The organism is Tumebacillus avium, assembly GCF_002162355.1.
GTDB classification, from domain to species: Bacteria; Bacillota; Bacilli; order Tumebacillales; family Tumebacillaceae; genus Tumebacillus_A; species Tumebacillus_A avium.
This window is the reverse complement of sequence record NZ_CP021434.1, coordinates 3,604,222-3,630,594: the sequence shown is the minus strand read 5'-3', so window position 1 is coordinate 3,630,594 and position 26,373 is coordinate 3,604,222. Positions and strand designations below refer to the sequence as shown.

23 protein-coding genes are annotated in these 26,373 nt (G+C 58.4%); 3 read left to right on the top strand and 20 right to left on the bottom strand.

What is annotated here, in order from left to right; translation table 11 throughout:
• Nucleotides 1-17 precede the first annotated feature (17 nt).
• Nucleotides 18-845, bottom strand: a complete 828-nt coding sequence (locus CBW65_RS17780) for a metallophosphoesterase (RefSeq protein ID WP_157722031.1) — start codon at nt 843-845, stop codon at nt 18-20.
• Nucleotides 846-980: 135 nt separating this feature from the next.
• On the opposite strand from CBW65_RS17780, the gene CBW65_RS17775 reads away from it, so the two are divergent.
• Entirely contained in the window at nt 981-1,760 is a 780-nt protein-coding gene (locus CBW65_RS17775; RefSeq protein WP_087457967.1) for a metal-dependent hydrolase, read from the top strand.
• Between the two features lie 53 nt (nt 1,761-1,813).
• On the opposite strand, the gene CBW65_RS17770 is transcribed toward CBW65_RS17775, so the two are convergent.
• Genes CBW65_RS17770 through CBW65_RS17735 form a run of 8 tightly spaced genes read right to left on the bottom strand, consistent with a single transcriptional unit; the run spans nt 1,814 to nt 10,711 of the window.
• A complete protein-coding gene (locus CBW65_RS17770; protein ID WP_087457966.1) occupies nt 1,814-2,761 on the bottom strand; it encodes an LCP family protein in 948 nt (315 codons plus the stop codon).
• Between the two features lie 3 nt (nt 2,762-2,764).
• Nucleotides 2,765-4,105, bottom strand: a complete 1,341-nt coding sequence (locus CBW65_RS17765) for a sugar transferase (protein WP_087457965.1) — start codon at nt 4,103-4,105, stop codon at nt 2,765-2,767.
• Nucleotides 4,106-4,112: 7 nt separating this feature from the next.
• The gene (locus CBW65_RS17760) at nt 4,113-5,123 is read right to left on the bottom strand and encodes a glycosyltransferase family 2 protein (protein WP_198299644.1); all 1,011 of its coding nucleotides are present in this window, start codon (nt 5,121-5,123) and stop codon (nt 4,113-4,115) included.
• Nucleotides 5,080-6,324: an O-antigen ligase family protein gene (locus CBW65_RS24335; protein ID WP_157722029.1), complete on the bottom strand. Its 1,245-nt coding sequence runs from the start codon at nt 6,322-6,324 to the stop codon at nt 5,080-5,082. Before CBW65_RS24335 ends, CBW65_RS17760 begins: the two co-directional genes overlap by 44 nt.
• A complete protein-coding gene (locus tag CBW65_RS17750; RefSeq protein ID WP_087457962.1) occupies nt 6,321-7,226 on the bottom strand; it encodes a glycosyltransferase family 2 protein in 906 nt (301 codons plus the stop codon). The genes CBW65_RS24335 and CBW65_RS17750 overlap by 4 nt, the downstream gene beginning before the upstream one ends.
• Nucleotides 7,223-8,641, bottom strand: coding sequence for an oligosaccharide flippase family protein (locus tag CBW65_RS17745; RefSeq protein ID WP_087457961.1), 1,419 nt, complete (start codon nt 8,639-8,641; stop codon nt 7,223-7,225). Before CBW65_RS17745 ends, CBW65_RS17750 begins: the two co-directional genes overlap by 4 nt.
• Entirely contained in the window at nt 8,620-9,357 is a 738-nt protein-coding gene (locus CBW65_RS17740) for a tyrosine-protein phosphatase (RefSeq protein WP_087457960.1), read from the bottom strand. The genes CBW65_RS17745 and CBW65_RS17740 overlap by 22 nt, the downstream gene beginning before the upstream one ends.
• Entirely contained in the window at nt 9,350-10,711 is a 1,362-nt protein-coding gene (locus CBW65_RS17735; protein WP_087457959.1) for a tyrosine-protein kinase domain-containing protein, read from the bottom strand. Before CBW65_RS17735 ends, CBW65_RS17740 begins: the two co-directional genes overlap by 8 nt.
• Nucleotides 10,712-10,876: 165 nt before the next feature.
• Between CBW65_RS17735 and CBW65_RS17730 the strand changes: the two genes are divergently transcribed.
• Nucleotides 10,877-11,149 (top strand): hypothetical protein, encoded by a 273-nt coding sequence (locus tag CBW65_RS17730; protein ID WP_087457958.1) that lies wholly within the window; start codon nt 10,877-10,879, stop codon nt 11,147-11,149.
• 28 nt (nt 11,150-11,177) lie between these two features.
• On the opposite strand, the gene CBW65_RS17725 is transcribed toward CBW65_RS17730, so the two are convergent.
• Nucleotides 11,178-12,383, bottom strand: coding sequence for an NAD(P)/FAD-dependent oxidoreductase (locus CBW65_RS17725; RefSeq protein ID WP_087459284.1), 1,206 nt, complete (start codon nt 12,381-12,383; stop codon nt 11,178-11,180).
• Nucleotides 12,384-12,661: 278 nt separating this feature from the next.
• On the opposite strand from CBW65_RS17725, the gene CBW65_RS17720 reads away from it, so the two are divergent.
• A complete protein-coding gene (locus CBW65_RS17720; protein WP_087457957.1) occupies nt 12,662-13,720 on the top strand; it encodes an RpnC/YadD family protein in 1,059 nt (352 codons plus the stop codon).
• Between the two features lie 39 nt (nt 13,721-13,759).
• On the opposite strand, the gene CBW65_RS17715 is transcribed toward CBW65_RS17720, so the two are convergent.
• The 10 genes from CBW65_RS17715 to CBW65_RS17670 all read right to left on the bottom strand — a co-directional run bounded on the left by CBW65_RS17715 (nt 13,760) and on the right by CBW65_RS17670 (nt 26,295).
• Entirely contained in the window at nt 13,760-14,902 is a 1,143-nt protein-coding gene (locus tag CBW65_RS17715) for an HD-GYP domain-containing protein (protein ID WP_087457956.1), read from the bottom strand.
• A 123-nt stretch (nt 14,903-15,025) separates the two neighbouring features.
• Nucleotides 15,026-15,355, bottom strand: a complete 330-nt coding sequence (locus tag CBW65_RS17710; RefSeq protein ID WP_087457955.1) for a DUF3307 domain-containing protein — start codon at nt 15,353-15,355, stop codon at nt 15,026-15,028.
• Nucleotides 15,356-15,359: 4 nt separating this feature from the next.
• Nucleotides 15,360-15,728 carry a hypothetical protein gene (locus CBW65_RS17705; RefSeq protein WP_087457954.1) on the bottom strand — a complete coding sequence of 123 codons (369 nt, stop codon included), beginning with the start codon at nt 15,726-15,728 and terminating at the stop codon, nt 15,360-15,362.
• A complete protein-coding gene (locus CBW65_RS17700; RefSeq protein ID WP_087457953.1) occupies nt 15,725-21,070 on the bottom strand; it encodes a protein kinase domain-containing protein in 5,346 nt (1,781 codons plus the stop codon). Before CBW65_RS17700 ends, CBW65_RS17705 begins: the two co-directional genes overlap by 4 nt.
• A 34-nt stretch (nt 21,071-21,104) precedes the next feature.
• On the bottom strand, nt 21,105-22,775 hold the full coding sequence (locus tag CBW65_RS17695; RefSeq protein ID WP_087457952.1) for a hydroxysqualene dehydroxylase: 1,671 nt from the start codon (nt 22,773-22,775) through the stop codon (nt 21,105-21,107).
• A 156-nt stretch (nt 22,776-22,931) separates the two neighbouring features.
• The gene (locus tag CBW65_RS17690; RefSeq protein ID WP_157722027.1) at nt 22,932-23,339 is read right to left on the bottom strand and encodes an SseB family protein; all 408 of its coding nucleotides are present in this window, start codon (nt 23,337-23,339) and stop codon (nt 22,932-22,934) included.
• Nucleotides 23,340-23,361: 22 nt separating this feature from the next.
• The gene (locus tag CBW65_RS17685) at nt 23,362-24,579 is read right to left on the bottom strand and encodes a CCA tRNA nucleotidyltransferase (protein ID WP_087457950.1); all 1,218 of its coding nucleotides are present in this window, start codon (nt 24,577-24,579) and stop codon (nt 23,362-23,364) included.
• Between the two features lie 143 nt (nt 24,580-24,722).
• Nucleotides 24,723-25,124 (bottom strand): methylglyoxal synthase, encoded by a 402-nt coding sequence (mgsA, locus tag CBW65_RS17680; protein ID WP_087457949.1) that lies wholly within the window; start codon nt 25,122-25,124, stop codon nt 24,723-24,725.
• 17 nt (nt 25,125-25,141) lie between these two features.
• Nucleotides 25,142-25,945: a 4-hydroxy-tetrahydrodipicolinate reductase gene (dapB, locus tag CBW65_RS17675; RefSeq protein WP_087457948.1), complete on the bottom strand. Its 804-nt coding sequence runs from the start codon at nt 25,943-25,945 to the stop codon at nt 25,142-25,144.
• Nucleotides 25,946-25,962: 17 nt separating this feature from the next.
• Nucleotides 25,963-26,295 (bottom strand): nucleotide pyrophosphohydrolase, encoded by a 333-nt coding sequence (locus CBW65_RS17670; protein ID WP_087457947.1) that lies wholly within the window; start codon nt 26,293-26,295, stop codon nt 25,963-25,965.
• Nucleotides 26,296-26,373: the final 78 nt, after the last annotated feature.

Below are 26,373 nucleotides of genomic sequence, written 5' to 3'. Positions count from 1 at the left end.
GCCCAGATGCTTTTTATTTACAGCTCAATCACCGTCGCTGCCGTCCGAATCTCGGTGGCAAAGTCATCGGTGATCCACTCTTTCACATAGCCGAGCGGGTTGCAGATGATCTTTTTGCCGTTGCGCTCTTCCATACTGTGGCGCCAGTGTTTGTGGCCAAAGATGACGTACTCCACATGCGCGTGCTCGTCGAGCAGGTCGCCCAGCTTCGTCGAGCCCATGAACGGGCGGATCGCGTTCCAGACTTTGCCCATCGGATGATCCGGGCGCTGCGAGACCGGCACGTACTCCGCGTACGGGATGAAATGGTTGGCGAACACGATCTTCTTGTCCTGAAACTGCTCGAACTGCGCGCGCAGCTTGTTCAGCATCAGCTCGGTGAGCTCTTCATCCTCCATGCCCCACCGCGCCATCACGCTGTCTTTCCACATCATGTTTTTATCTTTCACGATCTCCGCCCGCGTCTTTTGCGCCAGACCGTGTGTGTAATCATACCAGCCCATATCGCCGACCAGCACCCATTCGTCATTCAACTGCAGCGGCTTGTCGATCAAGGACGACTCATGGTCGCGCAGCATGTTGTACTGCTTCCACGAATCTCCGTTGTCGCGCGTCGCCCAGATCGAATGATTGCCCGGCACATAGGACAAGGGAACTCCCGACTTCTCCTGAATTTCCTCAATGTATCGAATGCAGCGCTCCGCACCGCCGGCCATATCGCCCGCCACGATCACCCGGTCGGGGGCGTGCTCTTTGATGCACAAGGCGATTTCCTGCGTTAACTCGCGCTTCAGCTCCGTGCTGTTATAGTCTACATGCAAGTCAGAAAACGATAAAATCTTCAAAATCAGTACCTCCCAGGCGTTCCGCTTTATTCAACTATTATACCACTTTATGTAGCAAACCTCCTGTGATTTAGGTCTTACTTTAGAACTGTCTTGAATAAACATAAACTGTTACATAGTTATCGGAGGTGCCCGATGAAAATTAAACGATTAGGCCATGCCATGTATCTTTTTACAACCCAGAAAAACAAAAACTATCTGGTCGACCCGTTTTTGTCTGTCAACCCGGGCTGCCCGCTCGAATACACGGAGCCTGCGTTTCTGCAGACGATCGACGCCGTGTTCCTGACGCACGGCCATGTCGACCACACCGGCGGCCTCGCCGAACTGAAAGCGGCCAACTCGGACGTTTTGGTCATCGCGCAATACGAACTGGCGATGATCCTGATCCAAAAAGGCGTCAGCAACGTGTTCCCGCTCAACCTCGGCGGCCAGATTCAGCTCGATGGGGTGACCGCAACGATGGTGCAGGCGTGCCACACCTCGTCCTACGGCGAGACGGAAGGCTTGCCGATCTATGCGGGAGAGGCGGCCGGTTACGTGTTTGATTTCGATGGCGACCGCACGGTGTACCATTCCGGCGACACGGCGATGTTTTCCGACATGAAGCTGATCTCGGACTTCTATCGGCCGGACATCGCCATCCTCGCCGCCTCCGGGCAGTTCACGATGGGCCCGAGAGAAGCGGCGTACTGCGTGAAACACCTGCTCGACGTGAAATACGTCATCCCAAGCCATACCTTCCCGACCGCTGAGACCTCGCCGCGCCCGGAAGTGCTCGCAGGCACCTTGCAGATGTTCCCGGTCGTCGCCAACATGTACCACCACAAAGACCAGGAGTTCCGCGAACTGCTCGCCGACTTCGACAAAACGGAGGTCGTCGTGCTCGGCTACGGCGAAGAAACCGAGTTCTAAGCCACATCGCACACAAAAAGCCATCCTGCCCAGGATGGCTTTTCCTCATTCAACTACTTGTTCTGCAAATACGCGGCAGAGATCCTTTGCACCGCCGCTTCATCGGGCAGCCAATACGACAGCTCCGCCTGCACCAGCGGGTCGTACGCTACTCCGCTCTCCCCCGGAATCTGCACGTACTCCAGCTGTGAGCGCTCCATCCCTTGAAACAGCAAGGCCAGGGACAGCAGGTCAGCATCGGAAAAATTGGTCTCGATCACCTCCGCCTTGACCTGCGCGATCAAATCCGGCAGTTGGCGCAGCGCGTCCGGCGCCAGCATTTTCTCCAGCATCGCCCGCAGCACCAGCGCCTGATCCGCCTGCCGTCCGGTCTCGCCATCCGGCAGCGAATACCGCTCCCGCACCACTTTCAGCGCCTCCGCCCCGTCCAGATGATGCGCCCCTTCCGCAAAATCAGCAACAGGATGCGGCAAGTCGACATCCACACCGCCGATGCGGTCGACCAGCCCGATAAAGCCTTGAAAATCGGTTTTGATGTAATAATTCATCTCCGCCTGCAAAAAACGACTGACCGCATGCAAAGCCGCTTCCGTCCCCGCGTCATCGCCCGCCTGCAGGCTGCCGAGGAAATGGGCATGGTTGATCTTCGTGTAGCCGATGCCGGGAATCTCAATCCGCGTGTCGCGGGGGACGGAGATCAGGTTGACTTTTTTCGCGATCGGATCGACATGCGCCGCCATGATCACATCGGTGCGCGCATCTTCGTTTCCGCGCGCGTCGATGCCGAGGATCAGGACGTTAAACGCCTCCGCCTGCTGTTCTGACGCCGGTTCCGGCCGCGCTTCCTCCTCCGACTCAGGCAGCGGCGCGATCACAGGATGCCGCACCCCTTCAAAATGCCGCTCTGGCTCCAGCTCGCGGTACAGATACGCCGCACCCCCGCCTGCGACCAGCAGCAGCCCCGCCAGAACGCTCAGGCAGACTTTTCCCCACCGTTTCAAAAGTTACACCATCTCCTTCATCCCAGGCTCCCGTGCCTCCGTCGCCGGCGCCTGCCCGTTCAAGCCGGCCGCTTGCTGGCGGAGCAGAACGACGCGGAGGGTTTGGAAGAGGATCTTCAGGTCGAGCACCAGCGAGTAGTTCTGCACGTACATCAGGTCGAAGCGGAGCTTGTCGACCGCCGCAGATGCATAGCCGGCCCGCACCTGCGCAAGTCCCGTCAAGCCGGGGCGCACGCAGAGCCGCTGCAGGTAGCCAGGCACCGTCTCTTTGAACTGGTCGCTGAAATACGCCCGCTCCGGCCGCGGCCCGACAAGGCTCATCTCGCCGCGGATCACGTTGATCAGCTGTGGCGCTTCATCAAGCCGCGTCGCCCGCAAGAGCCGTCCAAGCCGCGTGACGCGCGGGTCATCCAGAACGGCCAGCACAGGTCCTGTCGCTTTTTCCGCATCGCAGACCATCGAGCGGAATTTGTACAAGGCAAACGGTCTGCCGCCTTTGCCGAGCCGCTCTTGGCGAAACACCGCCGGGCCGGCCGAGGTCAGCGGAATCACCAGACACAAAGCCAGCAAAACCGGGCTGAGCAGTATCAACAGCAAGCCCGACACCAAAATGTCCAGCCCGCGCTTGACGATCTCCTGGCTCAGCTTGAGTTTGGGCGGCGTGATCGACAGCACCAGCAGGTCGCCGATCTGCTGCGGCTCCGCTCCAAACAGCAGCAGATCGAACAGCTCCGGCACGACCAGCGCTTCTTTGCCATGGCGGGCGCACAGCGAGACGAGCTGCTTTTGCACACCGCTCGCCCCGCCCAGCACCACCGCGTCAACCGTCGGCAGCAGCCGGGCCAGCTTTTCCTGCTCCTCGGCGGTCAGCACCTCTGCCACCGTAAACCAGCCCCGCATGTGCAGGTGCAGCCGTTCTTCGATCAAGAGCCCGGCGACCGGATCATCCGCCACGACCAGCACTTTGCGCCCGCCATAAACGCGCCGCTCGATCTGCCAGATGCCCAGGCGCCACAAGAACAGCAACGTCCCCTGCAACAGCCCCGCCACCGCCGCCACCGCCCCCGGCAGTGAACTGAACAGTGCCGTGCACAACGTCAGCAGCCCCACGGCCAGCACCGCCGAATAGAGGAGCAGATCCAGTCCCCTGCGCTTCTGGACCGCATAGAGATCAAACATCACAAAAATCACCAAAGCGGTTGCCGACAATCCGGGCAGCATCCCCCAATACGCATCCCACGAAAAAGCATCATGCCGCCAAAACGCCGCCAGCAGCCCGCCGTTCACGATCAGCAGGTCGAAGAAAAACAGGACGAGGCCTGCCAGCCGAATGGTTTTGCCCATGCTCCCCTCAACTCCTTACCTCTTTGACCGCGTTGCGCAGGCTCCGAATCGTCAAGCGGGGCATTCCCCATTTGCAGATCCCGCTGAGAAACCCGATCCCCCAGCCCAGATGAATTGTCAAAAATACCAGAGGCAGCACCGGCAGATACCGCCACCCTTTTGGCGCGGAGGCGACCAGGTTGGCGAGCAGATACAGGGCGGGCAGCAACATCCCCAACACCGGCCACCACCAGGCGATCAGCGCCGAAACGGCCAGCCCCAGCACCAGCAGCGGCGCGGCCAATTGCCGCCAGCGCAGCGAATCGGGATGGACGACAAGCGTTTTGACTTTCCAATGCCCGTAGCGAAAATACTGCCGGGCCAGTGCCCCGATCTCCTCGCGCACATAATAGCGGCAGGAGATCACAGGCGAGAGCAGCAGTTTCCCGCCCTCCGCCCGCAGGCGGCAGTTCAGCTCATAGTCTTCATTGACTTCCCACGCCTCGCTGAACCCGCCAAGCGCCAGCAGTTTCTCTTTGCGCCACACGCCGGGAAAAATCGTGTCCACCCACGCCTCCCGGGTCGCCGTGCGGTATTTGGCATCCCCCGCCCCAAACGGAGAGGTCACCGCCAACGCCGCCGCTTTGCCAAAATACGTGCGCCCCGCCGCTTCCAGCACGCCGCCGACATTGTCCGCCCGCGAAGCGAGCAGGAGCGTGACGCAGAGGCGAATGTAGTCGGAAGGATATTCGGTATGTGCGTCCATCCGCATGATGATCTCACCCCGGGCTTGCTGTATCCCGATGTTCAGCGCCGCGACTTGCAGTTGCTGCGGGTTGTCGAGCAGGCGCAGGCAAGGATAGCGCTGCTGATAGTCGGCTGCGATCTCCCGCGTGCGGTCCGTGCTGTTTCCGTCGATCACCAGCATTTCCAGCCGTTCGATCGGATAGTCGGTCGCGAACAGGGAGTCCAGACAGCCTGCCAAATACGGCTCTTCATTGCGCACCGGCATGATCACCGTTACGAACGGCACGTTCATCTCTTTCACCTCCCGCATCGGCGGTCAGCACCGCCGCCAACAGCCAGAAAAATGGATTGTATAGAAACGAAAACGCAAACATCATCGGCAGGAGCAAGAACCACATCTGCACCCATGGCACGCGGTCTGCCAAAGCCAGTTTTTGCAAAGCTTTCAAGGAGACGAACAGCGCGAACAGCCCCCAGAGCACAAGCCCGACGAAACCGGTCTCGACCAGCAGATCGAGGTAGGAGTTGTGTGAATACATCCCGCCGAGCAACTGCTCCGAGCCGCGCAGCCCTTTGCCCAGCCAAAAGTCGCCGGTGCCGTTCGCCAGCAAGCGGTCCCACAGCTCGAACCGGCCCGATTTTTCCAGCAGGTCGAAGCGCTTGAGGATCATTTGCAGCAGATCCCCTTGCCAGAGCGACCAGATCCAGGCGGCGATCCCGATGGCCAGCACGCTTCCGCCGATCGACTTGAGGTAGCCGGATACGGCCTTCCCTTGGCGAAACAGGATTGCTGCCGCCAGCAGGAGCAGGCTGCTCATCGCGAAGACGAGATAAAACGTCCGCGAGTTGGCCAGCACGAGCGACAGGCCGATCACGCCGATGCCCAGCCACCTTTTGCGCGACAGCAGCGAAAAGCCGATCAAGAGCGGTAAAGCCATGTAGATCGAATAAAAATTGGGGTCTTCCGCGAAGCCGACCAGCCGCATCACCCCGCCCTGATCCAGCACATAGCCGATCCCTGGCCGCCAGAGCGACGGATGGAAGGCGATTCTCTGCATGTTGCCTGCCGCTTGGAAAAAGAGGACCAGCGCGGCGACCGCGATGCCTGCTCCGGCGAGAAACAGCGTGCGGTTTAACTTGCGGAGCGACTTCACCTCGCCGAGCAGCGTGCCGACGACGAGGAACAGCACGACGTTGCGGAGCATGATCCCATACATGCTCAGCCCGCGCATCGGCTGCGGCGAACGAAACGCTTCGATGCCGATCCATGTGCAAAAGAGCAGCATCAGGAACAGCCCGATTATCAGATCACGCGACACCTTCACCCGCCCCCGCGCCGCGTAGAACAGCCACAGGGCAAACACCGGCAAGGTCAGCACATCCCACGGCGCGATCGAAAAACTCCCTTCCCAGAACAAGGCATGCACCCCGGAGAGGTGCAGAGCCAGCCAGATCAATAGGAAGGAGAGCAGCGCGATCCGCCCCGGCGTCAATACCAGACTCTCCCGTAATGGAGTTTCAAGTAGGTCAGGGCAGCCCGGTTCAGCGGCGTGCGTTTCGTTTTGCGCAATTCCCGCAGCCCGGCCCACAGCCCGGTGAGGTACGCGCCCCAAGCCAGCTTTTTCCCGGCCTGCAAGGCGTAGATCATCAGCCAGACCAGCAGGTAGACTGGCACGCAAAAAGCGGGCAAGTATTTGTAAGCGAGGAAAAAGCGATTGCGCACATGATGATGCAGCTCCGCCCCGCGCCGCCTGCCGACCACCGACGGCTCCGGATGGTGGTGGGCGGCCACATCGGGCAGGTACTGAATCTCAAACCCGGCCCCGACCGCCCGATACGACAGGTCGAGCTCCTCTTCGCCAAAGACCAGCCCTTCGTAATACGGCCCGCAGATGTCGATCACTTTTTTGCGGATGGCGTGAAAGCCGCCGAGGTAGTAGGAGCAGGTCTGCGTCTCCTCTGGCAATGCGGGCTGCTTCTTGCGCCAGCGGCGGCTGAACGGCACGAGCAGGTCCTGCTCGCCGTTTTGGTGATCGATCACTTTCAGCGCCAGGATGCCGGTAAACGGATGCGTCTCCAAATGGCGCACGATCCGCGTCAAGGCGCCGGAGTCGTCGAAATAGGCGTCATCGTCGATGACCACAAACACTTCGCCCCGGGCCAGCCGCATCAAAAAATTGCGCCCGGCCGCCACGCCGAGCGGACGAGGGGAACGGAACAGGCGCAGGCGGTCGTCGCTGACGTATTGGTAGATTTTTTCAGCCAGGTTTTCCTTGGAATGATCATCGAGCAGCAAGATCTCCATGTCGGGGTAATCCTGCTCCAGCGCCGTCTCCAGACAGCGCATCAGCGTCGCGAACCGGTCGCGCGTCCCGATCAGCACAGACACTTTCATATTCCCTGCCTCCTCCGCCAAAAATGAACTTTCAATAGCCCCGTCGCCCACAGCATTCCGGCGTACACCGCCCCGCCGGTCAGCACTTGCAAGAGCAGCGCCGCCGCGCCGCGCAAAGTGTGCAGCGGGAAGAGCGCTCCTGCCATCACCAGCGTGGACAAGGCGACTTTTGCCGTCTCTTTCACCGGCACCCGCAGCGGAAGAATTCGTTTCGCCAGCACCCATGTCACCACGAGCGCCGCACCATACACGATGCAGGTGGCATAGACCGCTCCCAGTGCGCCGTAAATGCCTGCCAGCCATGCAGCGAGCGGCAGATTGAGCAGCGCGGCCAGCACGGTGGGCACGATCAGGCGCAAGGTTTTTTGCTGCAGTTGAAACGCGCGGTTGAGGCAATATTCCTTCACGCTGAACAAAAGCGCAGCCACCGCCGCCCACGGCATCAGCAGAGCAGCGCCGTGAAAAGGAGCGCCGAGCAGCGTCTCGGCCAGATTGGGCGCGAGCAGGCTGAGCCCGACGGTGGCCGGGAGACCGATGCCAAGCAGGAGCAGGAGCACTTTTTCCATCTCCCGCCCGGCCGCTTCGACGCCGGACTGTTCAAATGACCGCACCAAGAGCGGTGACGCGGCCAGACCAATCGTGTACATCAGCAGCCCGACCGTCTGCTTTGCCAAGTCGTAGCCAACCGCATACATCCCGGCTTGCCCCGCACCGAGCAGCAGGCGGTTGGAACTGCTCACGATCAGCTCCATCGAGAACGCAGCAGTCAGCGGCAGTCCGTATCGCAAAAGCTGTTTGAAAAGTTGTTTGTCGATGAGCCGCCAGCGCACACTTTGGAAGACCTTGACGCTCTGCCACGCAACGGGTGCCACCATGCCGGCCAGTACACCGGCCAGCACGCCCCAGATGCCGTAGCCCAGATAGGCAAGCCCAACGCCGATGCCAACCGACAGCAGCGCCTTCGCCAGCATGACCAGACCATAGCGCCTCGGACGCAGCTCCGACCGCAAGAGCTCCAAGTGCAGTTCAAACCACGCCTGCCCCCAGACGAGCAGGACACCACAACCGACCATCCCTTGCCAAAAAGGATCGGCGAGCCGCCACATCAAGACGCCGCCTGCAAGGCCCGTCACCAGCACCAGTCCGAGATACCCGGCACAGAGCGTCGCCAGAAATCCTTCGCGCCGCTCCGCCTGCACGCCGGGCCAAAAGCGGATCACGCCAAGCCCGAGCCACTGAAACAGCAGCGCATTGAGCAAGGCGGCTCCTGCAATCACACTGGCGTAGTGGCCGTATTCGCTTTGGGTGAGCAACCGGGTCAGCCAGGCGACGGCGAGAAAATTGAGCAGCCCCGGCACGCCGCGCGCGACGAGGTAAGCCAGGCTGTGACGCATCAGCATTGGAGCTGCCGCCATACATCGGATACCCCAAACAAAATCAACTCCGCCTGCTCCCGATACCGCGCGGCCTCTTCCAGATCGAGGGAGGCCAGTTTGAGATAGGCGGCGCGCAGCTCGGGGCGTCTGCGTTTCAGATCATGCGCGTCGCTGGCGACGATGTGGGCGAGACGGTTTTGGTAGAAGGACAGGGCGGTGCTCTGCAATTTCTTCCCCATCTGTCCCGTCACGCTGCCCGCCGTCAACTGGGCGAGTACACCGTATTCGGCGATCCACGCCGCCAGCCGCTCCGGATGCTCCTGCAGCACCTCGTTGCGCTCGGGATGCGCCAGTACCGGCGTGATGCCAAGACCAGCCAAGTCGGCAAAGATCCGCTCCATCACCCGCGGCGGATTGGTCATCGGCAGTTCCAGCAACAGGTACCGTCCGGCGTCGCCGATCGTCATCACCTGCCCGCTTTGCAAGTGGTCGAGCAGCTCCGGGTGCACATGCACTTCGGAGCCGGGATGGAGGCGCAACGGCACCTGCTTTTCCAGGAACAGCTGCTGCAGCCGTTCGACAGCTGCCCGCACCTTTTTTGCCGAATTGCGGTACACTCCGTCTTCCGTATGCGGGGTCGCCACGATGTCGGTGATCCCTTCATGAACGGCCGCCCATGCCATCCCAAGCGCCATTTCATCATCGCGCGCCCCGTCGTCCAGCCCCGGCAGGATGTGGCAATGCAGATCAATCATCGCGGTCACCTGCGGGAGAGGCGTAGTAGGAGTAGGTCTGCTCTTTCCCCTTCCGCTTCTTTCCATTGAGCACCGCTCCGATCACCTGCGCGCCGACGCGGTCCAGCAGCGCCTTGGCCTGCTGCAGATGGTCGCGTGTGACCGCCCCGCTGCGCACGACGAGCAGCACGCCGTCGCAGAGCGTGGAGAGCACCTGTCCGTCTGTGACCGGCAAGAGGGGCGGCGAGTCGATCAGCACAAGATCATAGCGTGTGCGCACGTCGGCCAATGCCGCCCGCAGTTTCGGCGACCCGAGCAGTTCGGACGGATTGGACGGGATCGCGCCGGCGGTGATCACATCCGGGCCGGCTGCGCTTGGCACAATCACGTCTTCCAGCGGCGTCTCTTCGCAAAGCACTTCGGTCAGCCCTTTCTGCCCGCCCAGATGGAAGACGTGATGCAGCGTTGGCTTGCGCAGGTCGCCGTCGATCAGCAGAACCTTTTTGCCGGCTTGGGCCATGGTGACGGCGAGGTTGGCGATCACCGTCGTTTTGCCTTCTCCTGCGGCGGTCGACGTGACCATCAGCACTTTGACGTGCTGGCCCGCCTCATCGTATTGAATGTTGGTGCGCAGCGTTCGAAACGCTTCCGCCTCCGCCGAGCGCGGGTCTTGCCGCACCGCCAGGCGATGCCCGGCCCGCCCTTTGTTGTCATAGGCGGTGATCGCACCAAGTGCGGGAAGCTGGAGCAGTTGCTCGATCTCGCCTTCCGTTTTGACGGTATTGTTCAGAAATTCCAACAAAAACGCCAGCCCCGCCCCGGCCATCGCGCCAAGCACCAGTGCGGCTGCCATGTTCAGAAACGGTTTGGGCCGCACCGGCTGTTGCACATCGGAGGTCAATTTGGCCGTATCGAGAATGGAAATGTTGTCAACTTGCATAATCCGGCTGAGATTTTCCATAAACACCGCCGCCATCGCATTGGCGATCGCCACCGCCTGCTTGGGATCGTGATCGGTGACGGTCACCGATGTCAGCAGCGATTCGCCCGACGTGGTCACGCGGATTTTTTCCAGCAGTTCCTGTTCGGTGCTGTTCAGGCTGAGACGGTCGATCACCGCTTCGGCGATCATGCGGCTCTGAAAAATTTCCCCGTAGGTGGTGACCAGCTTCTGATCGGTGAGCAAATCGTTGTAGGCGATGACATTCCCTGCCTGTTTGCTTTGCACCAGCAGGGTCGTCGTCGCTTCATACTCCGGTTCCAGCACCAGAAAGCTGCCCGCCCCGGTCAACCCGACCGCAAGCAGCGTCACCAGCACGATCAGCAGCACCCGCTGCCGTATGACCCTCCCCATCTCCGCAAGGCCCATCTCCATGGATCGCACGACTCCTTTTTTCAAAGCTTGTTCGATATACAGAACCAATTCATACTCCACTGTATGAGCCCGGCTGCCGACACATTCCGACAGCTCTGTAGATTTACAATTTGGGAAATTGTGTTAATCTAAGAGTAAATACCGAAACGAAAGGGAGATTTTTCCGTGCGTAAATTTATGATGGGGGCCAATCTGTTTTTGATCGTGGCGACGTTTGGGCTGCTGTGGTTTTATCTGGAGCAGATCGACACGATGCACTACCTGGCGACCGCCAGCAACGGCGAGTTGGTCAGCCTCGACCTCGGCCTGACCAAAGCGGTCTTGAGCGGCGGTGCTGGCATGGTGGTTTTTTACAACTACGCGGTCTATTCGCTCTGCCTGTTGATCCCACTGAACCTCTGGGGATTTCAGAACGCAAAAAAAGCCAGCTCCGTTTAAGAAGCCAGCTTGTTGATGGGGTGATCGGTTATCGGTCAAAACGGAACATGTCGGCATCGGGGTGACGCCCTTCGGTGATCAGCCCGGTCAGCACTTGCGCGGCGATCGTGCTGTACACGGTGCCGTTTCCGCCATAGCCGAGTGGGAAATAGCAGTGGGGGAACTCCGGCTGGGTGCCGATCAGCGGGTAGCCGTCGTGCGTTTCTCCGAAGGCGGCCGACCAGAAATAGTCGACGCGCAGGTCGGGGAGCTGCGGGAAGAGTTGCTGCACCTCTTGGAGGAGCAGGTCTTTTTTGTGCAGCAGTTTGGCGTCCCGCTCCGCTTCGATGTTGGTCGCCTCGTCCAGACCGCCGGCGAGGATGCGGTTGTCGGCGGTGGTGCGGATGTAGAGGTATGGACGGGCCGTCTCCCAGATCAGGCAGCGGTTGTGCCAGCCGGGGAAATCGTCGAGCGGCTGGGTCGCGATGGCGTAGGAGCTGTTGATCAAGGCGTTTGAGTTGCGTTTGATCTCCTGCGTTTCATAGCCGGTGGCGATCACCGCTTTCTGCGCTTTGATCTGACGGCGGTCTTTGGTGAAAAAGACGAGATGGTCGTCCTGTGTGATATGCGTGGTGATCTCCGTCTCCTGGTAGACGCGCATCCCTTTTTTGTGGGCGGTGAGCGTCAGGCCGTTGGCCAGTTTGTAGGGATTGATCTCCGCGTCGCCGCGGGCGTAGATGGCGGCGGCTTTGGAAAAGGAGAATTTCTGCTCGATGTCCGCCTTTTGCAGGTAGGTCACGTCATAGCCGTATTGTTTCAGCGCCTCATACTCTTTTTGCAAGGCGGGGACATCTTCGGCGTTTGTCGCGTAGTACAAGCTGTCGCGGCGCACATAGTCCGGGAAGATCTCCAGCTGCCCGGAGAGCGTTTCCAGATCCCCAACCGCTTTTTCGCAAAGCTTATAATAGCGAACCCCGTTGGCCTCCCCAAACGTGTTGATGCAGGAGGTCAGCGGCTTGTCATTGCCAAACTGCAACAGCCCGGTATTGGCGCTTGTGCTGCCAAACCCGATCGTCCTGCGGTCGACCAGCACCACATCCACACCGGCCTGATGCAAATGATACGACGTCAGCGCCCCCGCTTCCCCGCCGCCGATGACCAGCACTGCACAGGAAATGTCTTCTTCCAAACGCGGATACTGCGGCGGTTCAGGCAGCGAATCCAGCCACAAAAGAGGTCCCGTTTTCAAGTTCATCGTCCGCAACATCCTTTCCCCTCACGGTCCAAATACAGTCACTTCTCATTCTTCCCAGCAACTGGTTTTTTAGAAGGGCAAAGTTAATAATTACTCATCCGTTTACAAAAGCATTCTCCTATCGTATAATCAAACTGTTGCTCTTGCAGCCTAGTTTATCTCATCAGAGGACAGGAACTCATTCAGCTACGGCCGGGGAGTTCCTTTCCTCGTTATACAAAACTTCATAAAGCAGAGGGATCGCCATGACACGAGTCCACGTGCAAGCAGACGAATGTATGAAACTGCTCTTCAGTTTGTCAGACCGGCCGACGCTCGATCTGTTGAACGGCCTGTTTGGCGAAACGTTCTCCATTTCCGACACCAAGGTCATCCGGGGGAGTACGGAGTTTGTTGGATCGGATCTCACAACCGCTTATGCCGACTCGCTGCTCGTCGTTTTGCGGGAAAAAGAGCAGAAGAAGTACCATGTCGAGTTTCAAACGTATGACGATCACTCGATGATCATCCGCATGTTCGAGTACGGGTACCAGATCGCCAAGCAAGGGATGGAGAAAGATCTGCAGCAGCTGGTCATACGATTTCCACACCAGTTGGTGCTGTATCTGGAGCGCGACGATTCGATTCAGGACGAACTCTCCTGTGTCATCGAGCTGCCCCCCTACGAGGAGCCGGATCGCCTCCACTATAAAGTGCCGGTGAAAAAGTTCTGGAACATCAAGCCGCGCCAGTTTCAAACGCAGCTGTACGCCTTGATCCCCTTTCATGTTTTTGCTTCGCGAAAGGAAATTCTTGATATAATAAAAGATAAGAGCATCACTTCTGTGCAACGAACCGAGCTCGTGCACCAAGAGCTCCTCAAAGTGCTGCGCATCATCGAATCCACCCATGAATCACTGATCCGGATACGAGATGAAGGCAAGATGGAACTCGATGACCTCGACAAAATGGTCACCGTCACCGCCAACCTCGCCCATCATCTCTATCAGAAATTCTATACCTATTTCGAAAGCTTCTACGAGGAGGTAGAGACCATGTTAACTTCCCTGATCAACCATGAAGCGTTGGCAGTCAAAAAGAAAGAAGCCTGGCAAGAAGGTATGGAAAGAGGACGTCAAGAAGGCATCAAAGAAGGCATCAAAGAAGGTATTGAACAAGGCGTCGAACAAGGACTATCCGAATTTGTGATCGATTCCTTAGATGAGCTTGGTCCTGTCGATGACGCCTTGAAAGAACGGGTTCGTTCTGTAAAAGATATTCAGCAACTCAAGACCTGGGGCAAACTTGCCGCCCGCGCTTCTTCTGTGGAAGAGTTTGTTCGGCAGATTGAACAATAGCAGCACGCAAAAAGCGACCCTTACCGGGTCGCTTTTTTCTTACCAGATATCAAAATTGTCGCCATACTGCGAACGGATCTCCAGAATCTCATCGAGGCTCTCGAAAAAGACATCCACGAGCTGCGGATCAAAATGCTGGCCGCGCTCTTCGCGGAAGAGGTCGAGGATTCGCGCTAACTCCCACGCCTTCTTGTACGGGCGGTCGCTCGCCAATGCATCAAAGACATCGGCGACGGCCGTGATGCGCCCGTACAGGTGGATCGCTTCCCCTTGCAGACCGTTCGGGTAGCCGGTGCCGTTCCATTTTTCATGGTGCTCGATGGCGATGGTCGCGGCCGCTTTCAGGATGCGGCGCTTGGAATTTTTCAATAGTTGATAGCCGATTGTCGTATGCGTCTTCATCAATTCATATTCATCCGGGGTCAGCTTGCCCGGCTTGTTTAAGATCGAATCAGGGATCGCCACTTTCCCGATATCATGCATCGGCGACGCCGTCTTGATCAGCTCGGCCTCCTCTTCACTCAGCCCGAAGCGCAGCGCCAAAATCTTCGAATACTCCGCAACCCGCTTCACATGGTTGCCCGTCTCCTTCGACCTCGTCTCGCCGACTTCGCCCATCGCGAAGATGATCTCCTTTTGCGTCTCTTCGATCTCATGCGCCAACATCGCCGATTCCAGCGATTTGCCCGAGTAATACGCCGCCAAGGTCAGATGCTCCAGATCCTGCTGCGTAAACTTGCCCTTCGCCGTCATCTTGTTGATCGCCTGAAACGCGCCCATCACACGGTCTTCATTATCCCGGATCGGAATCACCAAAATCGATCGCGTCCGATACCCGGTCGTCCGATCCACCATCACATTAAACCGGTCATCCTGATAGGCATCATCGATGATCACCGCTTGTCCCGTGCGGATCGTATGCCCGACCACGCCAGAATCGACCGGAATGCGCAGCTCGCTCACATCGTGCGCCACCGTCGTGCGCAGCTCCTGGCGCTCTTCATCGAGCAGCCACAACGTGCAGCGGTCGGCGAGGATCATCTCCCGCCCCATGTCGGCCATCAGCATCAAAATATGGCTCAGCCGCTTCTCCGCCGTGATTTTCGCAATATAGTCAAAGATGATCTTCAGCATGGTTTCCGGTTTGACTTCTTCCCGTACCGCCAAAAGAGGGTCTCCCATGTCTCTCTCACACCTTACATGATAACATCTCGGAATCTTGCTCCTCTTCTAGTCTACCACGCTTCTCTTCAATCTGAACAGTTATATTTAACGCGCCATTCATATAAATCTTAACGCCTAAAGTTATACATATTTATCAACCAAATAAAGCACCAGCAGATGCAGCACATTATCGGTCACAATATACAGCCACGGCAGCGGCGGGCCCAGATTGATCTTCTTCACATACCAGTTGACCAGCCCCGTGCGGTCGAGCAGATAATGTGTCCCGTAGACCAACAGGGCATGAGGCCAGTCCCACCAGCCGGTAAAGCAAAGGACGCTGAGCGTCCAGATCAGGCAATGCAGATTGCAGGCCAGTTCGCCGCGCCAGGTCTTTTGCTTTTTGTTGTATGCCATCCAGTCGTTTTGGAGCAGATAGTCCCCGACCAGATGGCCGATCAGCCAGTCCATTCAGTTACGCCCCCGCTTGCGCCCGCAGGGCGAGATACGTCCAGAAGGCGGTCACAATATCGAAAACTCCCACGAAGATCGCGATCTTCGGAAACGCGCCGGTCAGCACAAACAAGGCGCAGAACACAAACACCAGCGGGCGCGTGTACACCGTCCACCACATAAACTCGGTCTGGTCTTTGCGCGCGGCGATGAAATAATACATCGCCAGGAAAAACGCCATCATCCCGGAAAAGCGGATAAACACCGAAGCATCGCCCGGTTCCCCGATTCCGATCAGTTCGATCACCGTATTTGGCCAAAAGAGGCAGCTCAGGCTTAAACTCAACAGGTAAATGCCAAATACAAACATGCTTTTTGCCGCACTGGTCATGTTTTCGCTCCCTCGTTGGTCCAATATTCGTCGTACCCATATTCCAGACAATGCAGACAGCGCTCCACATAGACCTGTGCGCTTTTGTCCTGCGGATTCTGGCGCAGGCACTCGTCAAACAATGCTTTAGCGCCAACGAAATTCTGCTCCTGATACAAGCAATACCCCTGTTCAAAAATCTCCTTGGTGCGCAGCTTCCCTTCACGCACCTCCTGCGGGTCGGCGTCAAACACCTCATAGACCGACACCGCTTCCGACTTGCCTTTCACTTTCACCCGGTCGATGATGCGGATGTGATAGCGGCCCGGATCGCGCAGACGGGACAAGGTCTGCTCGGAGATCAACAGTTGCACGCGGTACCGCTTGGTCAGCCCTTCCACCCTTGATGCCAGGTTGACGGCGTCGGAGATCACCGTCGAATCCATTCGGTTGTCGCCGCCGAGCGTTCCAAGCATCAACAGACCGCTGTTGATCCCGATGCCAAGCCCGATCTCTTCCAGCCCGTCCATCCGGCGCTGCTCGTTGTACGCGGCGAGCACTTTCAGCATCGACAAGGCGGCGCGCACCGCATCATCCGCGCCCTGATCGAACAGCGACATGATCGAGTCGCCGATATACTTGTCGATAAAACCGTGGTTTTCTGTGATCGAAGGCTCCATCCGGCTCAAGAATTCATTGAGGAACTTGAAATTCTCCTCCGGCGTCATCCGCTCCGACAACGTTGTAAACGAGCGGATATCGGAAAACAGCACCGACATCTCCGTCTGCACATGGTCGCCCAGCCTTACGTCGATGATGCTTTTCTTGTCCAAAAAGCGCAGGAACTGATGCGGCACAAACTTGCCGTACGCGCGGCTCAGCTCGACCTGCTGGTTGTACAGCTTGGCGTTTTCAATGGAAACGGCGATCTGCGAGGACAGCAGGCTCATCACTTCCAGTCGCGAAGCCGTGAAGGCGTGCGTGGTCAAGTTGTTCTCCAGATACAGCACCCCCACCAGCTTGCCTTGGTTCAAGATCGGCATGGCGAGGATCGACTTGGGCTTTTTGTGCAGGATGTACGGGTCTTTCGCAAACATGTCCGCATCCATCGCGTCATGCAGCACGACCGGCTCGCGCATCCGTCTGACATACTGGATCACCGACGAGGCCACGTTCGAGCAGTTGCGGTACGGGGTGCCTTGCAGCACGCGCACAGTGTCGTTCCCGGTGGTTTTCTCCGCTTCAATCAGCAAGTCACCTTCCTGCTCGATCAGCAGGACGCCTTTTTCCGCGCCGGCGTTTTCGACGACGATGTGGATCATGTTTTCCAGCAGCTTGTCCAAGACGATCTCGCCGGAGATCGCCCGGGCTGCTTTCATGACGGTGAGCAGATCGATCTTCTGCACCGCGCTTCCGCCCGTCGCGCTGATGCTGCCGGAGCCTGTCGCCGCCACTTCGAGGGAGGTCTCATGCTCCAGACGGGTCGCCAGCAGGTGCGGGTAGGTCGCTTCGAGCTGCTGCACTTTCGCCGTCGCGCCCCAGCGCAGGTAGCCATAGACCGCCTCCGTCATGTACGTTTTGGCGATTTTATGCTTGGCGCGGGAGGCGTAGAACTTGGCCGCACATTCAGCGGCCAGTGCGGCATTGTTGGCAAACTCATACAGGTGCGCCGACTCGATCGCGGCGTCGTACAGGCGCATCGCCGCCTGCTCGCTGCCTTTGATGCGCTCCATTTCCGCCTGGACGAGCAGGTATTTGTGCTCGGTGTTTTGCGGGGCGTGCCGGGCCCACTTTTTCAGCTTGCGGCGATTTTTCTTGAGCTGTTTCCAATACGCGCGCTGCTCCTGCGGGGAGACGTGGCCGTAGTTGGCCGCCATGCTCAGCGAATAGTAAAAATAGTGCTCCGGCACATGCGGCTGGGCCATCGAGGCGGAGATGATCTTCTCCCCTTCCCGCGACCAGCGCACCGCTTCGCCCGGCTGCTCATACAGATAGCAGAGTTTGGCTTTGACAAAATAGTACCAGTTCAGGAGATGCAGACCTTCTTCCGCCTGCAGCCGCTCCAGATAGGCGTCTTCCTGAAAATCTTCATCGCTCAAACTGGTCAGCCCGTCGGTGCGCCCGAGCAGATTTTGCACAAACGCTTTTAAGATCAGGTAGTTGCTGACATGGTCGCGCAGCTTGGCCCGCTTGGCGAACTCCAGATAGGTGCGGACATCGCGGTCGATCACATCGAGCTGCTCGCCGTGGATCACCATGCAGTTGATCATCTGCAGGACGGAGAAAAAGGCTTGAATCAAGTCGCCCGACTCCATCGCGTTCTGGTGCGTCTCGCGGAACAGCCGGGTTGCATGCTGCAGATGCTCTTTCCAATGTATCGAGAACAAGGCGAACGAAAAATCGCTTTTGTGCCGGAGCGGCGCAAAGTATTTGTCATTGACCTGCTTCGCCAGCTTCCCGTAGTGGTAGCCGTTCTCGACATCGCCGAGGATGTTGCCGATCATCACGCCATAGCCTCCGTAGGCGATGCTGGAAGCCAGCGAATTGCCATGCTTGATCGTCATGTTCAGCACTTTCAGATTGAGCTGGGCGAACTTCTGCGGGTTGACAAAATAAAACGCGGTCGCGATGTTGAACACCTGCTTCATCGCCTCGTCGCGGTACGGGTCTTTGACCAGCGGCAGATGGAGCAGTTCGGTCACCGTCCGTTTGCGCAGGTTCCATTTTGCCTTCGCCATCTCCCATAGGAACGAGAGCATCCCCGCTTCGTCGGTCAGCTTGATGCCGAGGAGCCGCACGCATTTCAGCCCCTGCCGGATCGCCTCTTCGTATTGCCCGAGGTTGATCAAAAGCTGGGTCTTGATGTTGTAGACGCGGACTTGCTCCAGCTTGGTCTTCGCGTTGGCCAAAATCAGGTCAAACAGCTGCTCGGCCAGCTCGAAGTTGCCGCAGAGGTACTCGACTTCGGAGCGCTCCAGATGGAGCTGCATCGTCAGGTCGTACTGCGTCTCCCACGCGTCGGCTGGCAAAAGCTCCGCGCCTTGGGTGAGGTATTTCAGGGCAGGTTCGTAGGCGGTGGATGCTTTGGCGCGCTTGCCGGCGATCAGGTTCAGGGAGATCAGCTGCAGAATCTCTTTGCGGGTCTGGATCAGCGATAGCCCTTCGTTCAGGTGGTTGACCATATCGAACAGTCGCTCTTCCAGCTCCGGCCGGCTCGTGCGGGCCAGCAGCAGACGGCCGATCCCGAGATGCACTTCTTTGCGCCGCGCTTCGGTCAGCAAGGCATACGCGGCCTGCTGGACGCGGTCGTGCAGGAATTTGAACGAAACGTTAAAATCATCTTCTTCTGCCCGGCCCGGGCTGTAGAGGAGTTTGTAATCGGTGCCGACCGGCACGAGCAAGCCTTCCTGCAGAGCAGGCCAAAGTTCGTCCGCTGCGGCGCTGACGCTTTTGCCGGCTGTGCGAGCTACGGTCTGCAGGTCGAAGGAGCTGCCGATGCAAGCGGCCACCTGCAGCATCTGCTGGGTGTCCTCCTGCAGCTCCTGGATCTTTTGCAGCATGAACTCCACCACGTTGTCGGTGATGTCCACGCCGCCGATGCGCGCTTCATCCCAGACCCAGCGACCCTCTGCCGAATCGAAGGAGATCATCTGCCGGGCATAGAGCGCCTGCAGGAATTGCCGCGCGAAAAACGGGTTGCCGTTCGTCTTTTGCAAAACGAGCTCCGTGAGCGTCCTCACCTGTTCCTCGGCCTGGCCAAGCGTATCGGCGAGCAGTTCGCCCATATGTTCAAGGTCAAGCGGTCGCAAAGTGATCTGCCGGTACGGGCGCTGCTTCTGGCGCAGCGCGTCCAGCATCCGCATCAGGCGGTGACCGGAGGAGACTTCGTTGTCGCGGTACGCGCCGATAAACAGCAGATGGGAGGTCGCCGGGTCGCTGAGCAGATATTCGATCATTGTAAGCGAAGCCGGGTCGGCCCATTGCAGGTCATCGAGAAAGAGCACCACAGGATGCTCGCGCTTGCAAAAAACGCTGAGCAGCTTTTGCATGGTCAGTTGGAAACGGTTTTGCGTTTCTTCAGGCGGCAGTTGCGGGGCGTCCGGCTGTTTGTGAATGATCAGCTCCAGCTCCGGGATGACGTCGGTCATCACGCTGCCGTTGTTGCCAAGCGCCTGCAAGATCTTGTCCTGCCAGTGCAGGACGTCCTCTTCGCTTTGGGTCAACAGCTGGGCGATCAGGTCTTTCATCGACCGGATCAAGGCGTGGTACGGAATGTGCCGTTTGAACTGGTCGAATTTGCCGGTCAGGAAAAAGCCGTTTTCCTGCACGACAGAAGCGTGGATCTCATGGACGAAAAACGACTTGCCAATGCCGGAAAAACCGGACACGAGCAACAGTTCGCTCGTACCCTGTGCGGCGCGGTCAAAGCAGGCGCGCATCGCCGCGATGTCCTGCCCGCGCCCGTACAACTTTTCCGGGATGCGAAAAATTTCCGACTGATCGGACTGGCCAAGCGGAAAATCGCCGATCACGCCATATTCCTGCAAGCGGCGGCGGCAGGTCTCGAGGTCAGCTTTCAAGCCAAACGCGCTCTGGTAGCGGTCTTCCGCGTTTTTGGCGAGGCAGCGCATGACGATGTCCGAGACGGCCTTGGGGATGCCGATGTTCCATTCGTACGGCGCTTGCGGCTGCTTGGCGATGTGGCAGTGGATCAGCTCGACCGGGTCGTGCGTGACATATGGCGGCTGTCCGGTCAGCATTTCATAAAACGTGACACCCAGCGAATAAAAGTCGGTCCGGTAGTCGGTGACGCGGTTCATGCGGCCGGTCTGCTCCGGCGACATATAAGCGGGCGTGCCTTCAAGCTGGGTCGGGTTGACCATCTCCGTCTTCTCGCTGACGAGCAGCGAGGCGATCGAAAAGTCGGTCAGCTTCACGATGCCAGCATCGGGCGCGACGATGATGTTGTGCGGCTTGATGTCTTTGTGGATGATCTGCCGCTGATGCAAAAAGCCCAGCGTCTCGGCGAGCGGAATGGCGATGTCGAGAAACTGGCTCAGGTTGAGCCGCTTTTGCCGCAGAAGATGAGCGAGCGAGCTGCCGCCAAAGTCTTCCAGCACCAGCACGACACCGTTGCCCTGCTCGCACAGCTCCAGCGGGCGCACGATGCCGTCAGAGTCGAGGCTTTTTGCAATCTCATACTCGCGCTTCCAGCGGACGACATCCTGCAAAGGGGGATATTCGGTTTTCATCGCTTTTAAAATGAAAGTCTGGCTGCTGCCCTCGGCCTGGCCGCGGTAGATGACCGACTTGCTGCCCTCGGCGATCTGGCCGAGGATCTGGTATCCGGCGATCGAAAACATGCGACTCCCCCCTTTTGGTCAGGATTGAATGGAATTAGAAGATATGCAGAACCGTTTTGCCGTCCCACGGCAAGCCTTTTTCGAAGCGCTCCTGGTCGTGTTTTTGCCACAGCGTGAACAGCTTGTGTTCAAACATTTCGAAGATCTCGCAGCGCTCCGTGTTGGAGTGTGCCGCGTCGAGGATGGCGTTGACCGCGCGGCGAGCCGCTTCGTTGGCCCCTTCCATCGTCGCCAGGTCGGTGTTGGTGCGGACATAGTCGGAGGCGAGGAACAAGTTCGGAATTGCGGTGTACGCATCCGGGCGCTGGGTCCAGGTGCCAACTTTGTTGATCAAGAGCGGTTCGAGATTGATCTTGTCGCGCGGGTTGATGAAGCAGATGTCCGGGTCGAGGAAGACGGTGTGGATCATGTCATCGCGCAGCAGCATTTCGCCGTCGTGGTTGAGGCTCTTTTTCAACTGCGCCCAGACTTCATTTTTCAACTGTTCAAAGTCGCACTCCATCGCTGTCATGCCATTGGTGCCCGGCGTGTTCCAGTCGGAGATGTCGACGGAGAGGATGTCGACCACTTCCCCATCCCCGTATTGGCGCAGGTCGATGTACGGCCAGAACTGCGCCTGCGAGACGGAGGTCAGCGCCCACTGCGAATCCATGTACAGGACGTGGCCTTCGATGATCGGCGCGGGCTCGGTCAGGTAGAACTGAATACCGGTCATCCAGTCGACCGACAAGGCCAGCTGTTTCAGGTAAAACAGGGTCGGATCGGCCAGCAGCATCTCGTCGGTGAGCAGGCTGGCCATCACTTCAACGGGCAGCGCCGATATATAGTAGTCGGCGGTGACTTCGTATTGAACGCCGTTTTCGAGGATCGTCGCACCGGTGATGACGCCGTCCTTGCAGTCGATCTTTTTGACTTCTGCGCCGAAGCGGTAATCCACGCCTTGTTCGCGCAGGAAGTTCAGCCACGGGTCGACCCACACGTCGTTGGTCGGGCCGTTCAGGACGCGGTCGTTTTGCATGCCCGGCGTGATCATGTCGAGGATCAGCTCCGCGCCGACATTGCCGACCGTCTTCGTGCTCGCTTCGTGCGCTTTGGCGGCGACGAGGGTGCGGGTCAGCGCGGTGAACAACTTGCGGTACGCTTCGGAGTGCTGTTCCGCCTCGATGAAGTCCCACCACGGGATCTGCTCGTATTCTTGCACTTTGCGTTCATGGCAGGAGGTGAGGATCTGCCAGACTTTCGAAGCGGCCGTTTCCATCTCTTCGGCGGAGAGGCCGAGGTCGGCGTCAAACATCGATTTGATGATGTCGACCACATCGTCGAGCGAGGTCGGGAAGTTGGCGACAAACTCGGTCAGCGGATGGTCATAGCGGGCCAGGCCCATGCGCGGGGCATGGATGAGGTTGTCAAAGACGGTTTTCTCTTCGCCGTCCGGATCGGTATAAGGAATGCGCTGCATCGTATCGGTCACATGTTTGTAAAAACCGGGGAAAAAGCGGAAGCCGTGTTCGCCGGGCAAGTCTTTTCTACCCTCTTTGCCTGACTCCGGCACCGGCATGGAGCGCGCTTTGCCGCCGGCAATGCTTTTGTATTCGTAGACAACAACATCAAATCCGCGCTGGATCAATTCATGCGCGGCGCTCATCCCGGCGACACCGCCGCCTAAGATGACAACTTTTTGATTGGTGGATGAATGCTGATTCATAAGGTGGAACAATCTCCCTTCATTAGTGCTTCATGTGGAAGAAACCTAATTACCCCAATCTATTTATATCATCAATTTGCTAGATACTAAATAATTATTTTGTCGGGTTAAGTAGATTTTTGTTGAAGGGAGAGAGCAGGGCATGAAAAAAGCTCCTCAGCGGAGGAGCTTTTGGATGTCTTCGTAGGTGAAGGCTCTGCCGACAGAGGTGCCGGGGTTGAGCACAATTTTTAGGTCGGGTGTCGCCGACGCGAGGATGTTGGTGGCGCGAAGGAGGATAAAGTCGGGCTCTTCGTCAAACAGGCTGCGCAGGTGATCCGGCGCGGAGAAGACGGGCAGCACCGTCTGGCCGTCGACATCAAAATGGGTGATGTGCAGCGTCGAGTTGTCGCGCGGCCAGACCGTGCCGTCTTCTTCGATCTGCGCATCCTCGACGTGCCCAAGCACATAGAGGTTGGAGTGGAGCAGCCGTTTGAAGAAAGCGGGCTCCAGGTCCGGGTCGGCCTGCGCTTGCAGAAGGGCTTGATCCAAAGAGACAAGGGATTGTTCGTTTTGATCGTCCAATCGACAACCTCCTTTGCACCTGCTACGAGTTGGCTTGCCAGTCTTGCACGAGCTGCAGGAGCGCCGTCTTCTCGTTGTGCGACGGATCTTGCAGCACCGCTTGGGCGAGGCGTTTCAGCCAGTGCCCGAGGGCCGGGCCTTCCGCGATGCCATGTTCGATCAGGTCCTCGCCGGTCAGCGCGAGATCGGACAAGACCCAGATTGGCTGCTGCTCGCGGCGCTGTGCGACCTGTTCACGCCAGAAAGGCAGCTTATCCGGCTCATGGATCACGGCGCGCATCATGCAGCGGCGCCAGATCGTTTCGTAGCCGTGGATGTAAAACAGTTGCCGCCATGTGCTGTCCGGCCAGTCCGGGGACGGTTCGGTCTTCTGCAGAGCGAACAGGTCGCGGATTTCTTTTTTGAGCTGGGATGGCAGCTTCAGCCCTTGCAGCGTTTTGTCCATGCGCGGCTCGTCGATCTCCAGCGCGGCAAAGACGAGGCAGAAGCGCAAGGCGATGTCGGGCGGCGCGTCGGCCGTCCAGGCGGCTGCTCGCTCCCATGGTTCCGGCTCGACGGTCGGTCGGGAGAAGATGTGGCGCAAAGTGTCTGTCTCCCAGAGCAGTTGGATCGCCGTATCCGCGTGCGAGAGCAGCATCTTGAGCCATTCGTCGCGGATGCGCTCGCGGGAGATCTGCTGCAGGCGAAATGCTTCTTCGGAGATCGCCTGCAGGGTTTCCTCTTCGATCTCAAACTGCAGCTGCGCCGCAAAGCGGATCGCCCGCAGCATCCGCAGCGCGTCTTCCTCAAAGCGTTTCACCGGGTCGCCGACCGCCTTGATCCGTTTGGCGAACAGATCAAACTGTCCGCCAAACGGGTCGTGCAGCGTGCCGTCGCGACCCAATGCCATCGCGTTGATCGTCAAGTCCCGCCGCGCCAGGTCCTCCTCCAGCGACCGCACAAACTTGACTTCCGCCGGATGCCGCCCGTCCTCATACTCCCCATCCGTCCGAAACGTGGTCACTTCATACTGAAAACCTTCTTCGCGGACGGAGACGGTGCCGTGTTTGATACCGGTCGGCACCGTATGCGGAAACAGCGCCTGCACCTCCTCCGGCAATGCGGAGGTGGTGATGTCATAATCGTAAATGTTTCGTTCCAACAATTTATCGCGGACACAGCCGCCGACGAGATAGGCCTCAAATCCTGCCGCTTCAAGCGATTCAACAACTTTCCAAGCAACAGCCTCAATACGTTCCATTACACATGTTCACTCCCTCAATCCTCAGCTCCGCCCATCTCCCAGACTGTCCCAGACTGTCCCAGACTGTCCCAGACGTCCCAGACTGTCCCAGACCGTACTGGACTGGTGGCTTCCACCAACCAATGGCCGACAGGCCAGGTCTAGCCCTTTTGCCTTGCTTCTCTCCAGGCGAAATCGCCGCGATCGAGTGCTTTGACGAGGACTTCGGCGGTGCCCATGTTGGTGGCGACGGGGATTTCATGGACGTCGCAGAGGCGGAGCAGCGCGAGGATGTCCGGCTCGTGCGGCTGGGACATCAGCGGGTCGCGGAAGAAGAGAACGAGATCCATCCGATCTTCGGCGATCAACGCCCCGATCTGCTGGTCGCCGCCGAGCGGGCCGGACAGGAAGCGGTTGACCGACAGCCCCGACGCCTCCTGAATGCGCAGCCCGGTCGTGCCGGTCGCGTACAGGGTGGCTTTTGCAAAAATATGCTGGTAGGCGATCACAAAATTGATCAAGGTCTCTTTCTTGCGGTCGTGTGCGATCAGTGCGATGTTCATCGGGATCCCTCCGTCAGTTAAAAGAGCAGGTTTTCCAGACCGTAGACCATGCCTTCATACTTCATTACCTCTTTGCAGGACAGTACCACGCCCGGCATAAACGACTCGCGGTTGATCGAATCATGGCGGATCGTCAGCGTCTGCCCGAGGCCGCCGAAGATCACTTGCTGGTGCGCCACATAGCCCGGCAATCTCACACTATGCACGCGCATGCCTTCATAATCCCCGCCGCGCGATCCCGCGATCGTCTCATGCTCGTTCGGATGCCCTTGTCCCATCTTCTCGCGCTCTTGCGCGATCAGCTCCAGCGTCTTGATCGCCGTGCCCGACGGCGCGTCCAGCTTCTGGTCATGATGCATCTCGATGATCTCGACATGCGGCAGGAATTTCGCTGCTTCCGCCGCAAAGCGCATCATCAAAATCGCCCCGATCGCAAAATTCGGCGCGATCAGCCCGCCGATGCCCCGCTCCTTGCACGCGGCATCCCAAGCGGCGATTTCTTCGGGCGTCATGCCTGTCGTGCCGACGACCGGACGAACGCCAAGCGCAATTGCTTTGTCGATGTTCCCTTTCATTACCGCCGGCGTCGTAAAGTCGACCATCACGTCCGCCTGCGTCTCAAGCAGCGTTTTTTCCAGATCGGTCGAAAATTGCACCTCGCCCGCATCAAGGCCGAGCACTTGCGACACCGGCACGCCGTCCAGCGTCCGGTCGACCGCGCCGACAAACGCCAGCGCCTCGTCATTGATGATTGCTTTTACCGTTTCGCGGCCCATGCGGCCTTTGGCGCCGACGACAACCACGCGAATCTGTTCTGCCATATGTATCGATCCCCTTTTTACTCTGCGTCCTTGCGCGTCCAGCGGTTCGCGTCGCGCGTGTTGAATTTATGCATCACAGCCTGGTGCGCTTCTTCCAGATCAATGCCCAGCGAATTGGCCATGCAGGTGATAACAAACATCATGTCGGCCAGCTCCAGCGCGATCGAGCTCTCCGCCTCTTCCTTCTTCTTGGGCTTCTGCCCGTGGCTGTGGTTGACTTCCCGCGCCAGTTCTCCCAGTTCTTCGGTCAAGCGCACCACCAGCGTCATCGGGTGGAAATAGCCTTCTTTGAACTGCGAGATATACGCGTCCACATCTTTTTGCATCTCTTTGATCGTCATGTCGGCCATCTCTGTGTCTCCTTCTCAGTTTGATCTTTCGTATAGAGTACCATAACTTTCCGCCTTGGACGAATCCAAACATATCTC

Bases quoted from the DNA above. Each gene is read 5' to 3' on its own strand.
- CBW65_RS17775 (WP_087457967.1), top strand. From the start codon at position 981: ATGAAAATTAAACGATTAGGCCATGCCATGTATCTTTTTACAACCCAG.
- CBW65_RS17765 (WP_087457965.1), bottom strand. From the start codon at position 4,105: ATGGGCAAAACCATTCGGCTGGCAGGCCTCGTCCTGTTTTTCTTCGAC.
- CBW65_RS17760 (WP_198299644.1), bottom strand. From the start codon at position 5,123: ATGAACGTGCCGTTCGTAACGGTGATCATGCCGGTGCGCAATGAAGAG.
- CBW65_RS17750 (WP_087457962.1), bottom strand. From the start codon at position 7,226: ATGAAAGTGTCTGTGCTGATCGGGACGCGCGACCGGTTCGCGACGCTG.
- CBW65_RS17745 (WP_087457961.1), bottom strand. From the start codon at position 8,641: ATGGCGGCAGCTCCAATGCTGATGCGTCACAGCCTGGCTTACCTCGTC.
- CBW65_RS17740 (WP_087457960.1), bottom strand. From the start codon at position 9,357: ATGATTGATCTGCATTGCCACATCCTGCCGGGGCTGGACGACGGGGCG.
- CBW65_RS17735 (WP_087457959.1), bottom strand. From the start codon at position 10,711: ATGGAGATGGGCCTTGCGGAGATGGGGAGGGTCATACGGCAGCGGGTG.
- CBW65_RS17725 (WP_087459284.1), bottom strand. From the start codon at position 12,383: ATGAACTTGAAAACGGGACCTCTTTTGTGGCTGGATTCGCTGCCTGAA.
- CBW65_RS17720 (WP_087457957.1), top strand. From the start codon at position 12,662: ATGAAACTGCTCTTCAGTTTGTCAGACCGGCCGACGCTCGATCTGTTG.
- CBW65_RS17715 (WP_087457956.1), bottom strand. From the start codon at position 14,902: ATGGGAGACCCTCTTTTGGCGGTACGGGAAGAAGTCAAACCGGAAACC.
- CBW65_RS17710 (WP_087457955.1), bottom strand. From the start codon at position 15,355: ATGGACTGGCTGATCGGCCATCTGGTCGGGGACTATCTGCTCCAAAAC.
- CBW65_RS17705 (WP_087457954.1), bottom strand. From the start codon at position 15,728: ATGACCAGTGCGGCAAAAAGCATGTTTGTATTTGGCATTTACCTGTTG.
- CBW65_RS17700 (WP_087457953.1), bottom strand. From the start codon at position 21,070: ATGTTTTCGATCGCCGGATACCAGATCCTCGGCCAGATCGCCGAGGGC.
- CBW65_RS17695 (WP_087457952.1), bottom strand. From the start codon at position 22,775: ATGAATCAGCATTCATCCACCAATCAAAAAGTTGTCATCTTAGGCGGC.
- CBW65_RS17685 (WP_087457950.1), bottom strand. From the start codon at position 24,579: ATGGAACGTATTGAGGCTGTTGCTTGGAAAGTTGTTGAATCGCTTGAA.
- mgsA (WP_087457949.1), bottom strand. From the start codon at position 25,124: ATGAACATCGCACTGATCGCACACGACCGCAAGAAAGAGACCTTGATC.
- dapB (WP_087457948.1), bottom strand. From the start codon at position 25,945: ATGGCAGAACAGATTCGCGTGGTTGTCGTCGGCGCCAAAGGCCGCATG.
- CBW65_RS17670 (WP_087457947.1), bottom strand. From the start codon at position 26,295: ATGGCCGACATGACGATCAAAGAGATGCAAAAAGATGTGGACGCGTAT.